Origin of the sequence: Streptomyces luteogriseus (assembly GCF_014205055.1) — a bacterium.
GTDB lineage: Bacteria > Actinomycetota > Actinomycetes > Streptomycetales > Streptomycetaceae > Streptomyces > Streptomyces luteogriseus.
Map to the genome: position 1 here is coordinate 1,554,864 of NZ_JACHMS010000001.1, position 14,457 is coordinate 1,569,320.

The 14,457-nt window shown below is 71.7% G+C and carries 14 protein-coding genes; all 14 read left to right on the plus strand.

Annotated features, from left to right (window positions below; translation table 11 throughout):
- Positions 1 to 3: 3 nt before the first annotated feature.
- The 14 genes from BJ965_RS07095 (at position 4) to BJ965_RS07160 (ending at position 14,329) form a co-directional block, all read left to right on the plus strand.
- Positions 4 to 819 (plus strand): MlaE family ABC transporter permease, encoded by an 816-nt coding sequence (locus tag BJ965_RS07095; RefSeq protein ID WP_031107739.1) that lies wholly within the window; start codon positions 4 to 6, stop codon positions 817 to 819.
- A gap of 5 nt (positions 820 to 824) precedes the next feature.
- Positions 825 to 2,084, plus strand: a complete 1,260-nt coding sequence (locus tag BJ965_RS07100; RefSeq protein WP_376777904.1) for an MCE family protein — start codon at positions 825 to 827, stop codon at positions 2,082 to 2,084.
- Complete coding sequence (locus tag BJ965_RS07105) at positions 2,081 to 3,118, plus strand: MCE family protein (protein ID WP_184907886.1); 1,038 nt, start codon at positions 2,081 to 2,083, stop codon at positions 3,116 to 3,118. The genes BJ965_RS07100 and BJ965_RS07105 overlap by 4 nt, the downstream gene beginning before the upstream one ends.
- Complete coding sequence (locus BJ965_RS07110) at positions 3,115 to 4,308, plus strand: MCE family protein (RefSeq protein WP_246545854.1); 1,194 nt, start codon at positions 3,115 to 3,117, stop codon at positions 4,306 to 4,308. Before BJ965_RS07105 ends, BJ965_RS07110 begins: the two co-directional genes overlap by 4 nt.
- Complete coding sequence (locus BJ965_RS07115; RefSeq protein ID WP_313666746.1) at positions 4,305 to 5,435, plus strand: MCE family protein; 1,131 nt, start codon at positions 4,305 to 4,307, stop codon at positions 5,433 to 5,435. Before BJ965_RS07110 ends, BJ965_RS07115 begins: the two co-directional genes overlap by 4 nt.
- Entirely contained in the window at positions 5,432 to 6,757 is a 1,326-nt protein-coding gene (locus tag BJ965_RS07120) for an MCE family protein (RefSeq protein ID WP_184907887.1), read from the plus strand. The genes BJ965_RS07115 and BJ965_RS07120 overlap by 4 nt, the downstream gene beginning before the upstream one ends.
- Positions 6,754 to 8,031 (plus strand): MCE family protein, encoded by a 1,278-nt coding sequence (locus BJ965_RS07125; protein WP_184907888.1) that lies wholly within the window; start codon positions 6,754 to 6,756, stop codon positions 8,029 to 8,031. Before BJ965_RS07120 ends, BJ965_RS07125 begins: the two co-directional genes overlap by 4 nt.
- A 152-nt stretch (positions 8,032 to 8,183) precedes the next feature.
- A complete protein-coding gene (locus BJ965_RS07130) occupies positions 8,184 to 8,621 on the plus strand; it encodes a hypothetical protein (protein ID WP_313667727.1) in 438 nt (145 codons plus the stop codon).
- 40 nt (positions 8,622 to 8,661) lie between these two features.
- Entirely contained in the window at positions 8,662 to 9,453 is a 792-nt protein-coding gene (locus BJ965_RS07135; protein WP_184907889.1) for a hypothetical protein, read from the plus strand.
- Between the two features lie 150 nt (positions 9,454 to 9,603).
- Positions 9,604 to 10,425, plus strand: a complete 822-nt coding sequence (locus BJ965_RS07140) for a TIM barrel protein (RefSeq protein WP_184907890.1) — start codon at positions 9,604 to 9,606, stop codon at positions 10,423 to 10,425.
- Between the two features lie 27 nt (positions 10,426 to 10,452).
- Positions 10,453 to 11,346: a 2-hydroxy-3-oxopropionate reductase gene (locus tag BJ965_RS07145; RefSeq protein WP_184907891.1), complete on the plus strand. Its 894-nt coding sequence runs from the start codon at positions 10,453 to 10,455 to the stop codon at positions 11,344 to 11,346.
- A gap of 209 nt (positions 11,347 to 11,555) precedes the next feature.
- Positions 11,556 to 13,013 (plus strand): catalase, encoded by a 1,458-nt coding sequence (locus BJ965_RS07150; RefSeq protein ID WP_184907892.1) that lies wholly within the window; start codon positions 11,556 to 11,558, stop codon positions 13,011 to 13,013.
- Positions 13,014 to 13,322: 309 nt separating this feature from the next.
- Positions 13,323 to 13,559 (plus strand): hypothetical protein, encoded by a 237-nt coding sequence (locus tag BJ965_RS07155; RefSeq protein WP_031134159.1) that lies wholly within the window; start codon positions 13,323 to 13,325, stop codon positions 13,557 to 13,559.
- A 158-nt stretch (positions 13,560 to 13,717) separates the two neighbouring features.
- Complete coding sequence (locus BJ965_RS07160) at positions 13,718 to 14,329, plus strand: TIGR04222 domain-containing membrane protein (RefSeq protein ID WP_184907893.1); 612 nt, start codon at positions 13,718 to 13,720, stop codon at positions 14,327 to 14,329.
- The last annotated feature ends 128 nt before the right edge of the window (positions 14,330 to 14,457 follow it).

Sequence of the window (14,457 nt, forward strand, 5' to 3'; positions counted from 1 at the left end):
CCGATGAGACTCCTCGACCGCCCCCTGCGCTCCCTCGAAGAGCTGGGCACCCAACTCTCCTTCTACGGCCGCTCCCTGGCCTGGACCGGCCGCACCCTGCGCCGCTACAAGAAGGAGGTCCTGCGCCTGCTCGCCGAGGTGACCTTCGGCCGTGGCGCGCTGGCCGTCGTCGGCGGCACGGTCGGCGTGATCGCCTTCCTGTCGTTCTTCACCGGCACCGAGGTCGGCCTCCAGGGCTACGCGGCCCTCAACCAGCTCGGCACCTCCAACTTCGTGGCGTTCCTGTCGGCGTACTTCAACACCCGGGAGATCGCCCCGCTGGTGGCCGGGCTCGCCCTGTCCGCGACGGTGGGCGCCGGCTTCACCGCCCAGCTCGGCGCGATGCGGATCAGTGAGGAGACCGACGCCCTGGAAGTCATGGGCGTCCCCTCGCTGCCGTTCCTCGTGACCACGCGGATGATCGCCGGGTTCGTCGCCGTGATCCCGCTGTACGTGGTCGGGCTGCTGTCCTCGTATCTGGCCGCCCGCACCATCACCACCGGCTACTACGGGCAGTCGGCCGGCACCTACGACCACTACTTCCAGCAGTATCTGCCGCCGGTCGACGTGCTCTGGTCGTTCGGGAAGGTGATCGTCTTCGCCGTCCTGATCATCCTGGTGCACTGCTACTACGGCTATTACGCGAGCGGCGGACCGGCGGGTGTCGGCGTCGCGGTGGGCCGCGCGGTGCGCACCTCGATCGTCGCCATCAACGTCCTGGACTTCTTCCTGAGCCTCGCCATCTGGGGCGCCAGCACGACCGTACGGATCGCGGGGTGAGTCACATGAACCGGATGAGAGTGCTCAGGCTGCGGTTGTACGGCATCGCCTTCCTCACCGTGCTCGCCCTGCTGCTGTCCCTCGCCGTGGCCGTCTACCAGCAGGCCTTCACCCCGGTCGTGCGCGTCACGCTGGAGGCCGGCAGCCTCGGCAACCAGCTCGATCCGCGGGCCGACGTCAAGCTGCGCGGGCTGCTGGTCGGCGAGGTGCGTTCGGTGCGCGCGGACGGTGAGAAGGCCACGCTCGACCTCGCGCTCAAGCCGGAGCACGTCGCGTCCATCCCGTCGGACGTGCACGCGCGGCTGCTGCCCAAGACGCTGTTCGGCGAGAAGTACGTCGACCTGGTGGCACCGCGCGGCTCCACGGCCGCCCGGCCCATCCGCGCCGGGGACGTCATCACCCAGGACCGCACCAAGGTGGGCATGGAGGTGCAACAGCTGATGAACGACCTGCTGCCCCTGCTGCGGACCGTCGAGCCGGGTGAACTCAACGCGACGCTCTCGGCGTTCGCCACCGCGCTGGAGGGCCGGGGCGACCGGATCGGCGACAACCTGACCCGCGTCGAGGACTATGTGCGGCGCCTCAACCCGCACCTGCCGTCCCTGAAGGAGGACATCGCGCGCTTCGCCGACGTCGCCGAGGTGTACGGGGACGCCGCGCCCGACCTGATGAGGATCCTGCGCAACACGGTCACCACCAGCCGCACCCTCGTCGAGAAGGAGGACCGGCTGGCCGCCGCCCTGCGCACGACCGCGACCATGGCGGGCACCACGGAGGACTTCCTGGCCGAGAACGGCGACCGGCTGATCACGCTGGGCCGGGTCTCCCGCCCCACGCTGGCGCTCTTCGCCCGCTACTCGCCCGAGTACCCGTGCCTGCTGGACGGCCTGGTGCGGCAGGAGGAGGCCTCCGAGGAGGCGTTCCGGGGCGGCAGGATGCGGATCACCCTCGAAGTGGTGCGGGCCCAGCGCGCGTACGAGCCCGGCGAGGAGCCGCGCTACGGCGAGCGGTCGGGGCCGAACTGCCGGGGTCTGCCCGGTCCGCCGGTGCCCGGCCCGAAACCCCAGCTCAACGACGGTACGTCGGCCGACGGTTCGGACGGCGCCCTGCCCGGAGGTACGCACGTGTCCGCCACCGAGGCCGAGCAGCGGGCCGTCGGCTCGCTCGTGGCCCCCGTCCTGGGCGTGCCCGCCGACGAGGTGCCGCCCGTCACGACCCTGCTGTTCGGACCGCTGGCCCGCGGGACGGCGGTGAGCGTCGCATGAGGGCGACCGGAGCACGCAGCACAGCCGCGCCGCTGATCAAGTTCAGCCTGTTCGCGCTGGTCACGATCACGGCGACGGCCCTGCTCGCCGCGACCATCGTCAATGTCTCCCTCGCCGAGAAGCACACCTACCGCGCGGTGTTCAGCGATGTGACGGGCCTGGAGGAGGGGGACGACATCCGGGTGGCCGGGGTGCGGGTCGGCGAGGTCGAGGGCATCCGGATCAAGGACCGGACGCTGGCGGAGGTCAGCTTCACGGTGGCGGCGGAGCGCCCGCTGCTCACCAGCACGCAGGCCGTGGTCCGCTACCGGAACCTGGTCGGGCAGCGGTACATCGCACTGACCGAGGGTGTGGGCACGGACACCCGGCTGCGGCCGGGCGGCACGATCCCGCTGTCGCGGACGCAGCCGGCGCTGGACCTGAACGCGCTGCTGAACGGCTTCAAGCCGCTGTTCGCCGCGCTCAGTCCGCAGGACGTCAACCAGCTCGCCACCGAGATCATCAAGACCCTCCAGGGCGAGGGCGGCACCGTCAACAGCCTGCTCGCGCACACCGCGTCGCTCACCACGACGCTCGCGGGCCGCGACAAGCTGATCGGCTCCGTGATCGACAACCTCAACACCGTGCTGGCCACGCTCGACAAGCGCGGTGCCCGCTTCTCCGGACTGCTGAAGCAGCTGCGGCGGGTGATCTCCGGGCTGTCCGCCGACCGCAAACCCATCGGGACGTCGCTGGTGAGCATCGGCAACCTCACCGCGGCCACCTCGGGGCTGCTGGAGGACGCCCGCCCGGCCCTGAAGGACGACATCGCCGGGCTGACCGATCTCACCGGAACGCTGAACAGGAACGAGAAGACCGTGGAGGGCGTGCTGAAGCGGCTGCCGAACAAGCTGAACGAGCTGACGGGGACGGCGTCCTACGGCTCGTGGTTCAACTTCTACCTCTGCGACTTCGACGGCCGGATCGTGCTGCCGAAGACGAAGCAGGTGCTCACTCCCGAGATGCACGTGGCGCGGGCGAGGTGCGGCGGATGAGCCCGCGCGTCATACGGCGGCGCCGCCGTCGCCCCGAGCCGTTGGTGAAGGTGCGGACTTTGCCGCCGAAACTGCCGGGGCTGCCGAAGCTGCGAAGGAGCCCCAAGCCGCCGAAACGCGGGGCCCGTCGGCCCGAGCCGCTGGTGAAGGTGCGGATCCTGCCGCCGAAGCTGCCGCGGCTGCCGCGCGTCCGGCTGCGCCGCCCGCGCACGAAGCCGTTCCGCGACCGCAACCCCGTGGTGATCGGCGCCGTCGGCCTGACCACCCTGGCCCTGCTGACGGCCGCCGCGTTCAACGCCGACAGCCTGCCGCTGATCGGCGGCGGCGAGACGTACAGCGCGGCCTTCTCGGAGGCCGGCGGGCTGAAGCCGGGCGACGAGGTGCGGATCGCCGGGGTGAAGGTCGGCAAGGTCGAGGAGGTCGATCTGGCCGGCGGCCACGTCGAGGTGACCTTCAAGGTCAAGGACGATCCGGAGTTCGGCACCGAGACCGGCGCCTCGATCCGGGTGAAGACGATCCTCGGCGCCAAGTACCTCGCCCTGCACCCGAAGGGGCCCGGCCGGCTGAAGCCGGGCAGCGAGATCCCGCTGAAGCGGACGGTCTCGGCGTACGACGTCGTGCAGGCGTTCAGCGATCTGACGACGACGACCGAGGAGGTCGACACGCAAAGGCTGGCGAAGGCGCTGGACACCCTCTCCACCACCTTCCAGGACTCGCCCGAGGAGGTACGCGCCTCCATCAAGGGGCTGTCGAGGATCTCCCGGACGGTGGCCTCGCGCGACAAGGCGCTGCGCGGGCTCCTCGACCACGCGAACGGGGTCACCGGCGTGCTGTCCGACCACACCGAGGACTTCTCCGCGCTGGTCGAGGACGGCGACAAACTGTTCAAGGAGATCAGCAAGCGGCGCACGGCGATCCACAAGCTGCTCAAGAGCTCCGCCGCGCTCGGCATCCAGCTCTCCGGCCTGGTCGAGGACAACCGCGACGAGATCGGGCCCGCGCTGAAGGGCCTGAACACCTTCGTCAGGATGCTCGAACGCAATCAGGCGAGCCTCGACCGCAGCGTCGCACTGCTCGCCCCGTACGTGCGGGTCTTCACCAACACCCTGGGCAACGGCCGCTGGTTCGACGCCTACGTCCAGAACCTGGTGGCCGCTCCGGTGGCCCCGCGGAAGGGAGGCGCGCCGTGAACAAGCGCCTGAAGGCTCTCGCACTGCTCACCGCGCTCGCGGTCGCCGGCGCGCTCACCGTCGCCCTGTGGCCCCGCTCCGGATCCGTCCGCGTCACCGCGTACTTCCCGCGCACCGTCGGCATCTACCCCGGCTCGGACGTCCGTGTGCTCGGCGTCCGGATCGGCGAGGTCAGGAAGATCACCCCGGAGGGCGGCCGGGTGCGGGTCGAGCTGGAGTACGACGAGGGCCGCGAGGTCCCCGCCGGAGCGCAGGCCGCGATCATCAACTCCTCGGTGGTCAGCGACCGTTACGTGCAGCTGCTGCCGGTCTACCGCAAGGGCCCGCTGCTGCGGGACGGCGACGTCATCCCCGAGTCGCGAACGGCCGTACCGGTCGAACTGGACCGGGTCTTCGACAGCCTGCACACCACGTCCGAGGCGCTCGGCCCGAAGGGCGCGAACCAGGACGGCTCCCTGGCGCGCCTGCTGGGCGTGAGCGCGGACAACCTCGAAGGGCAGGGCAAGAACCTGAACCGGACGGTGGAGGACCTCTCCAAGGCCGTCACCACCCTGTCCGACGGCCGCGGCGACCTGTTCGGCACCGTGCGCAACCTCCAGGTCTTCACCGCCGCGCTGGCGGCCGACGACAAGAGCGTGCGGTCGTTCAACGGCAGCCTCGCCAAGGTGGCCGGTCAGCTGGCCGGGGAGCGCAAGGACCTGGCGGCGGCGCTGAAGTACCTGGCGGCGGCGCTCGGTGACGTGGCCGACTTCGTGAAGAAGAACAAGAAGACCCTGGCTTCGGACGTCAAGGGCCTCAGCAAGGTCACCAAGGTGCTGGTCACCCAACGGGCCGCGCTGAAGGAGCTGCTGGAGGCGGCCCCCACCGGACTGGGCAACCTGCAGAACGCCTACAACCCGTCCGCCGGCACCCTCGACACCCGCAACAACGCGCAAGCGTCGCAGGACCCGGCCGACCTGCTGTGCTCCCTGCTGAGGACGACCGGCGACGAGGGCGGCGAGAACCCCGACTGCGAGGAGCTGGACAAGCTCTTCGACTCCCTGCCCGAGGTGCCGAAGGCGCCGGCGGTGCCGAGCACGGGCTCGGTCGACCGGACACTCGGCGGACTCCTGGAGGCAGACGCATGAGCGGCGGGCGCACGAGCGGCGGGCGCACGAGAGCCGGGCGCACGAGAGCCGGGGCGGTCGCGTGGGCGACGGTCGGGACGCTGCTGCTGTCCGGCTGTGAGTTCAACGGCTGGTACGACGTCCCGCTCCCCGGGGGCGCCGCCGCGGACGGCCGTGCCTACCACGTCACGGTCGAGTTCAGGGACGTGCTCGACCTGGTGCCGCAGTCGGCGGTCAAGGTCGACAACGTCACCGTGGGCGCCGTCGAGAAGGTGGACCTCGACGGGTGGCACGCGCGCGTACGCCTGCGGGTCGCCGACTCGGTGAAGCTGCCGGGCAACGCGGTCGCCGAGCTGCGGCAGACCAGCATGCTCGGCGAGAAGTACGTGGCCCTGTCCGCCCCGGCCGGCACCGCACCCGCCGGACGGCTGCGCGACGGCGACCTGATCCCCCTGTCCCGCAGCGGCCGCAACCCGGAGGTCGAGGAGGTGCTGTCCGCCCTGTCCGCGCTCCTGAACGGCGGCGGGGTCGCCCAGCTCAAGACGATCACCGTGGAGCTGAACAAGGCTCTCCAGGGCCGCGAGAACCGGGTGAAGTCCCTGCTCAAGGAGCTGAACACGTTCCTCGGCGGCCTGGACGGCCGGCGCGAGGACATCGTCCGCGCGCTCAAGGGCATCGACCGGCTGGCCAAGCGGCTCGGGAAGGAGAAGAAGACGATCGCCACGGCCGTCGACACGATGCCGCCCGCGCTGAAGGTCCTCGCCGACCAGCGGCGCGACCTGACGAAGATGCTCACCGCCCTGTCGAAGCTGGGCAAGACGGGAACCAGGGTCGTCAACGCCTCGCGGGACGACACGGTCGCCAACCTCAAGTCGCTGCGGCCGATCCTGGAGCAGCTCAACAAGGCGGGCGACGACCTGCCCAACTCCCTCGAGATGCTCACCACCTACCCGTTCCCGCGCAACGCGGTGGACGCCGTCAAGGGCGACTACGTCAACCTCCATGTGACCGCCGACCTGGACCTGGCGGGCATCTACGGCAACCTCTCCGACAAGCCCGGCAGCAAGGACGGCGACTCGGGCAAGCCCGAGACCCCGGACCTTCCCGGCCTCCCCGACGTGCCCGACGTTCCCGACGTGCCCGGCCTGCCCTCACCGACGGCCCTGCCGGACGCACCGGACGTGCCGGACACTCCCGTCGAACCCTCGGCTCCCTCGGACAGCGACCCGCTGTGCCCGCCGGTGTGCACCGCGGCCCACGGCCCCCTGCCCGACTCGCGCCGCCTCCCGCCGGGGATCGACCTCGCGCTCGCGGAGCTCATGCTGAAGGGGATGCAGCCGTGATCACACGTACGGTCAAGGCCCAGCTGCTGGCCTTCGCCGCCGTCACCGCCGTGGGGGTGTCGTATGTCGGCGCCGAGTACACGGGCCTGGTGGACGGCCTCCTCGACCGCGGCTACACCGTGCGGGCCGACTTCGCCGACTCCGGCGGCATCTTCAGCGGTGCGGAGGTCACCTACCGCGGGGTGCCGGTGGGCCGGGTCGGGGATCTGCGGCTGACCGGTTCCGAGGGGGTCTCGGTGGCCCTGGAGATCGAGGACGGCGCGCCACGCATCCCGGCGGACACGCTGGCGGTGGTGGCCAACCGCTCGGCGGTGGGCGAGCAGTACGTCGACCTGCAGCCGCGCCGCTCGGGCGGCCCGTACCTGCTGGACGGCAGCGCGATCCCGCGCGAGGACACCCGGGTGCCGCTGCCCGTCACGGACATGGTCGTCAGCCTCGACCGGCTCGTCACCTCGGTCGGCAAGAAGGACCTGCGCATCACCGTCGACGAACTGGGCGAGGCCTTCTCCGGCACGGGACCTCATCTGAGCCGGCTGGTGGACTCGGGCAACGCGCTCGTCGAGTCGGCCTCCGACTCGCTCCCGGAGACGATCTCGCTGATCGAGGACTCGCGGAAGGTGCTCAAGACGCAGGCCGACCAGGGCTCGTCCATCAAGTCGTTCTCCCGCGATCTGGCGGCGCTCACCTCGGAGTTGAAGTCGAGCGACGGCGACCTACGGCGGCTGATCGGCAACTCGGTGCCGGCCGGTCAGGAGGTCAACTCGCTGCTGCGGTCCACCCGGCCGCATCTGCCGGTCCTGCTGGCCAACCTCATCAGCGGCGGCCAGGTCACGGTGGCCCGGCTGCCCGGCGTGGAGCAGGCCCTGGTCACCTTCCCGGTGGTGGTCGCGGGCAGCCACACCGTCATCCCGGGGGACGGCACCACCCACTTCGGCCTCGTCCTCAACGCCGACGACCCGCCGCCGTGCACCCAGGGCTACGGCACACGGCGGCGCGACCCCGCCGACACCGGCACGCGCGCGGCGAACACCGACGCGCGCTGCACGGCGCCGCGCGGCGGCGGCACCTCGGTGCGCGGGGCGCAGAACGCCCCCGGCGCGTCCGGCCGTTCCGGCGGCGCCGGACCGGCCGCGTACGTCGCCCCGTACGACCCGGAGACCGGTACGGCAACCGGCCCGGACGGAACGCCCGTCGAGATCGGCTCGACGGGCGGCGAACAGACCGTGTTCGGAAAGGATTCGTGGCAATGGCTGCTCGTCGGACCGATGGCATGAGCGGGGGCCTCCTCCCGCTGATAGGCGGCTCCCTCACCTCGGCGCTGCGACCGCTGCGGCGGCTGGCCGCCGGACGGGCGGACAGCGGCCGCCGCACCGGGCGGTCCGCCGGGCGTCGCAGGGCGCAGTCGGCGGGGCTCGTCGCCGCGACGATCCTGACCACGGTGCTCGCGGTCTGGCTCGGCCTCCAGACGGTCGAGCAGCGCGCGGCGGAGCAGCGCCGCCAGGAGATCCTGGCGGCGGCCCGGCAGTCGGCGCTGAACTTCACCTCGCTCGACTACCGGCACTACGCCCGGGACAGCCAGAACGTGCTGAAGGGTGCGACCGGCGACTTCAAGAAGCAGTTCGCCGCGCAGACCGCGCAGTTGACCAAGCTCGTCGCCGGGAACAAGTCGGTGTCCGAGGGCCAGGTCCTCGAAGCGGGCATCGTGCGGTCCGACGCGCGTTCGGCCCGGGTGCTGGTCGTCGCCGACAGCAAGGTGACCAACACCGCCGTGCCGGACGGGGAGGCGCGCACCTACCGGCTGCAGCTCGACCTCGTGCATCGGGACGGCCGCTGGCTGACCTCCGACGTCGAGTTCGTCGGCTGACCACCCGTACCACCCCGTACCGCCTGTGAGGAGAAAGACCGTGGCGAACCCGACCTCCCGCGTTCGCGGCGCCGGCTCCCCCGCCCGCCGCACCATGACCGCGGCCGCCCGCGCGGCGGCCAAACGCGCCCGGCGACCCGAGCTCCCCGAGCACGGCAGGAGTGCCGTCTCCTCCCCGGCGGACGAGGCACCGCGGCAGGCGGAGGAGCCCGGCTACGGGCGCACGGTGCTCGTCGACGCGCCGGACGGCGTCTGGGACGACCCGCCGGAGCCGTCGCCCGAGGCCGCCGAGGAGGAGCCGCGGGAGAGCACGCGCGGGTGGCGGTTCCCGCGCGGGAGGCTGCTCACCGCCGCGTCGGCCGTCCTGCTCGTGGCGGGGCTGGTCGCCGCCGCCGTGCTCGGCTGGCAGTACCGGGAGGGGCAGCGCGCGGACCGGGCCCGGGGGGAGGCGCTCGACGCGGCGCGGAAGGCGGCGCCGGTCGTGCTGTCGTACGACTACCGGCGCCTGGACCGCGACTTCGCCCGGGCGCGCACGCATCTGACCGGCGACTTCCGCGACGAGTACGGCAGGACCACGAAGACGGTGGTCGGGCCGACCGCCCGGAAGTACCACGGGGTGGTGAAGGCGACGGTCGTGGAGCCCGCGGGCGGTGGCGCCCGGGCGGCCTCCGTCGTGTCGGCCTCGCCTGACCGGGCGGTCGTACTGCTCTTCGTCAACCAGGTGACCAGGAGCACCCAGGTCACGGGGTCCCGCGTGGACCTGAACCGGGTGCGGATGACGCTCACCCGTACCTCCGGGGGCTGGAAGGTGAGCGGCGTCGACGCGCTCTGAGCCTCCCCTGTCGATGCGTCCCCGCGCCCCCGCGCGGGGGCGCTTTTTTGCGGTCGCTCTTGACAGTCCTTCCCGGTCACGGGCAATCTTCCAGTAAGCAGAAAGCAACTTCCACATTACGGAAAATCCAGGAAGGGAGCGCCGAGCCCGATGGGATTCGCAGACCAGCGCTTCAACGTCAACCTGTCGATCCTCTTCACGGAGCTCCCGCTCCTGGAGCGTCCCGCGGCCGCCGCCGCGGCGGGTTTCACCGCGGTCGAGTTGTGGTGGCCCTGGGTCGACTCGCCGGTCCCCGAGCGGTACGAGCTCGACGCCCTGAAGCGTGCGATCGAGGACGCCGGTGTCCAGCTCACCGGCCTGAACTTCTACGCCGGACAGCTCCCGGGCCCGGACCGCGGCGCCCTGTCGATTCCCGGTGAGGAGTCGGAGCGGTTCCGCGCCAACATCGACGTGGCCGCCGACTTCGCCGCCTCCCTGGGCTGCACGGCGCTCAACGCGCTGTACGGCAACCGCGTCGAGGGCGTGGACCCGGCCGAGCAGGACGCTCTCGCCCTGGAGAATCTGGTCCTCGCGGCCCGGGCCGCCGACCGGATCGGCGCGGTCCTGCTGATCGAGGCGTTGAACCGGCCCGAGTCCCCGCTGTACCCGCTGGCGTCGGCCCCGGCTGCCGTGGAGGTCGTCGACAAGGTCAACGAGGCGACGGGGCTGGGCAACGCCCGCTTCCTGATGGACCTCTACCACCTGTCCATGAACGGCGAGGACCTCCCGGCGGTGATCGAGCGGTTCGCGTCGAAGACGGGCCACGTGCAGATCGCCGACAACCCGGGCCGCGGCGCGCCGGGCACGGGCTCACTGCCCCTCGAAGACCTCCTCGACCAGCTGAACAAGGCGGGTTACGACGGCTGGGTCGGCCTCGAGTACAAGCCGGGCGAGCGCCCGAGCACCGAGGCCTTCGACTGGCTGGCCCGCTGACCCCCCTTCACCGAAAGGCACCCCATCATGAGCACCACTCTCCCCAAGGTCGCCTGGATCGGCCTCGGCATCATGGGCTCCCCCATGTCCGAGAACCTGATCAAGGCGGGCTACCAGGTCACCGGCTTCACGCTGGAGCAGGACAAGCTGGACCGCCTGGCCGCCGCCGGTGGCACCGCGGCCGGTTCGATCGCCGAGGCCGTGAAGGACGCCGACGTCGTCGTCACGATGGTCCCGGCCTCCCCGCAGGTCGAGGCCATCGCCTACGGCCCCGACGGCATCCTGGAGAACGCGAAGTCCGGCGCGCTGCTGATCGACATGTCCTCGATCACCCCGCAGACCTCGGTCGACCTGGCGAAGGCGGCGAAGGACAAGGGCATCCGCGTCCTGGACGCCCCGGTGTCCGGCGGTGAGGCCGGCGCCATCGAGGCCGTGCTGTCGATCATGGTCGGCGGCGAACAGGCCGACTTCGACACCGCGAAGCCGATCCTCGAGGCGCTCGGCAAGACCATCGTGCTGTGCGGTCCGCACGGCTCCGGTCAGACCGTGAAGGCAGCCAACCAGCTGATCGTCGCCGTGAACATCCAGGCGTGCGCCGAGGCCGTGGTGTTCCTGGAGAAGTCCGGCGTGGACCTGAAGGCGGCGCTGGACGTCCTCAACGGCGGGCTCGCCGGCTCGACCGTGCTGACCCGCAAGAAGGACAACTTCCTCGGCCGGGACTTCAAGCCGGGCTTCCGGATCGACCTGCACCACAAGGACATGGGCATCGTCACGGACGCCGCCCGCAATGTCGGCGCGGCCCTGCCCGTCGGTGCCGTGGTCGCCCAGCTGGTCGCGTCCCTGCGTGCGCAGGGCGACGGCGGCCTGGACCACTCGGCGCTGCTGCGGGCCGTGGAGCGGCTCTCCGGCGCGCAGCTCTGACCCTCCCCCGACCCTCGTAGCCCCGGGGTCCCCCCCATCCCCGGGCGGCGCCGCCGCTGACACCTGTCCTGTCGCGCCCAAAGGGGCGGCGCCGCCCGGAACCAGCCATGTCCACCGCTTCAACAAACTGTTGACGCTCCGCTCGCCCCGACCCTAGGCTCCACAAAGCGGAAACATATTTCCGCTGCCCTCTCGTACGGAAGGTCACGATGTCGCAGCGCGTGCTCACCACCGAGTCCGGCGCCCCCGTCGCCGACAACCAGAACTCCGCCACCGCCGGTGTCGGCGGCCCGCTCCTGCTCCAGGACCAGCATCTGCTGGAGAAGCTGGCGCGCTTCAACCGTGAGCGCATCCCGGAGCGCGTGGTGCACGCCCGCGGCTCGGGCGCGTACGGCCACTTCGAAGTGACCGACGACGTCACGGACTTCACCCACGCCGACTTCCTCGGCGCGGTCGGCAAGCGCACCGAGGTGTTCCTGCGCTTCTCGACCGTGGCCGACTCGCTCGGCGGTGCGGACGCGGTGCGCGACCCGCGCGGTTTCGCGGTGAAGTTCTACACCGAGGAGGGCAATTACGACCTCGTCGGGAACAACACGCCGGTGTTCTTCATCAAGGACCCGATCAAGTTCCCGGACTTCATCCACTCGCAGAAGCGTGACCCGTTCACGGGTCGTCAGGAGCCGGACAACGTCTGGGACTTCTGGGCCCACTCCCCCGAGGCCACGCACCAGGTGACCTGGCTGATGGGCGACCGCGGCATCCCGGCCTCGTACCGGCACATGAACGGCTACGGCTCGCACACCTACCAGTGGACGAACAGCCGGGGCGAGTCGTTCTTCGTCAAGTACCACTTCAAGACCAACCAGGGCGTCCGCTCCCTGAGCAGCGAGCAGGCCGCCGAGATCGCGGGCAAGGACCCGGGCTCGCACCAGACGGATCTGCTCCAGGCCATCGAGCGGGGTGTGCACCCGTCCTGGACGCTCCACGTCCAGCTGATGCCGGCGGCCGAGGCGGCGGACTACCGCTTCAACCCGTTCGACCTGACCAAGGTGTGGCCGCACCAGGACTACCCGCTCAAGCGCGTGGGCCGGCTGGTACTCGACCGCAACCCGGACAACGTCTTCGCCGAGGTCGAGCAGGCCGCGTTCTCCCCGAACAACTTCGTGCCGGGCATCGGCCCCTCCCCCGACAAGATGCTCCAGGGCCGCCTGTTCGCCTACGCGGACGCCCACCGCTACCGCCTGGGCGTCAACCACACCCTGCTGGCGGTCAACGCGCCCCGCGCCACGACCGCGCGGAACTACGGCCGGGACGGCCTCATGGCATCCAACCCGCAGGGCCGGTACTCCAAGAACTACGAGCCGAACTCCTACGACGGCCCGGTCGAGACCGGCCGCCCGCTCGCGGCGCCACTGGCGGTGAACGGCCACACCGGCACCCACGAGGCGCCCCCGCACACCAAGGACGACGACTTCTTCCAGGCCGGCGAGCTGTTCCGGCTGATGTCCGCCGAGGAGAAGTCCCGGCTGGTCGCGAACATCGCCGGGGGCCTGTCCCAGGTCTCCCGCGACGACGTGATCGAGAAGAACCTCGCGCACTTCCACGCCGCCGACCCCGAGTACGGGCGGCGCGTGGAGGAGGCGGTCCGCGCCCTGCGCGAGGACTGAACTCCCTGACCGTGTCCGACCGCCCGGGGCGACCCGGATGAGGGGTGGTCCCCCGGGCACGGACACGGTCAGGGCGCGGACCGCGGCGGCTGCGAGCCAGTGCGGTGGTGAAGGGCCCGGGCCGGCTTCTCGACCTGAGGGAAGCCCGCCCGGAGCCCGTCGCACCCGCCGCGGTCCCAGCACCACCCACCCCTCCCCCCCCAGACCCCGTCCGGCGGCGCGAACGTCCTGTCGCGCCCAGCCTCGCGCCGCCGGACGGCCAGCCGTTCCCAGGGTGCGGACCGGTCCCGTTCGCAGCAGCCTGAAGACATGGCACCTCCCACCGAGCATCCGCATGTCGTGGTCCACGCCCCCGCCCTGGACGGCTCCCGCCGGGTCACCCTGGGCGAGGAGCCGCTGGGCGTCGCCACCCACACCGACGACGTCGCCGAGATCCTGCGCCTGGCCGACCTGTATGTCACGGACGTCGCCGAGAGCGACCTCGTGGAGTGGCAGGGCGGCGGGCCGGACGACTGGCCGGGGCTGTCGGAGCACCACGAGGCGTGAGCGCGTCTACGCCACCGGTCGTACAGCCCGTACGGAACCCTCAAGTAATCCTCTGAACCCGGCCCCGGGGGCTTCAACCGCCCCCGGGGCCGGGCACATTCTCGTCACACGGGGCCCGTCGGCACGGGGGCGGCGGGACCCGGTACGGGGGTGGAGCCATGAGCGACGGTACGGCGGTCCGGCTGGAGCCGCACGAGATCGCACTGCTGGGGGGCGGTTCGCGGGCCGCCGTCACCGTCGCCGTGGTGGAGCTGTATCTGCGGGGCCAGGTGGAGGCGGGCCTGCCCGGGACGGTCCGGGCGGGTGTCGCGGACGCCGGGCGGGCGGAGCAGCCGCTCTCCCCCCTGGCGGCCGCGGTGCACGCCTGTCTGCGCACGCCCGCGACTCCGACGGCCTTGGTGAAGGATCCCGGGGTCCGCCTCGCGGTGGCCGTGATGCGCATCCCGCTCGCCGAGGCGGGCCTGCTGCGCCGTCCGCTGCTCGGCGCGACCCGCGCCGCGCGCCGCCATGTCCGGGACCTGCGGCGCGAGCACTCCCTGCCGGCGAGCAGGCACGGCCTGAGCGACAGCGAACGGCTGCTGCTGGTCGGCCTGCACGGCGAGGGGGCCCTGCGGCTGCTGGTGCCGCGTTTCGCCCTGCGGGCGGGTCTGGTCCGCCGGGCCGAGGTCGGCCGTGCGGCCCTCCTCAAGGACTCGCCGAGCGGAACGAACGGCGGTGGCGGCGCCTTCCTCTCCTGCGGTGGGGGCGGTGGAGGCGGAGGCGGCGAGTGAAGGTCCCCGGCGCCCTTCGAGGGGGCCGGGGACGGGTGAGGGGCGGGAACGGGTGAGGGGCAGGAACGGGTGAGGGGCAGGAACGGGTGAGGGGCGGCTCGTCCTCACGGACGGGCCGCCCCTTCTGC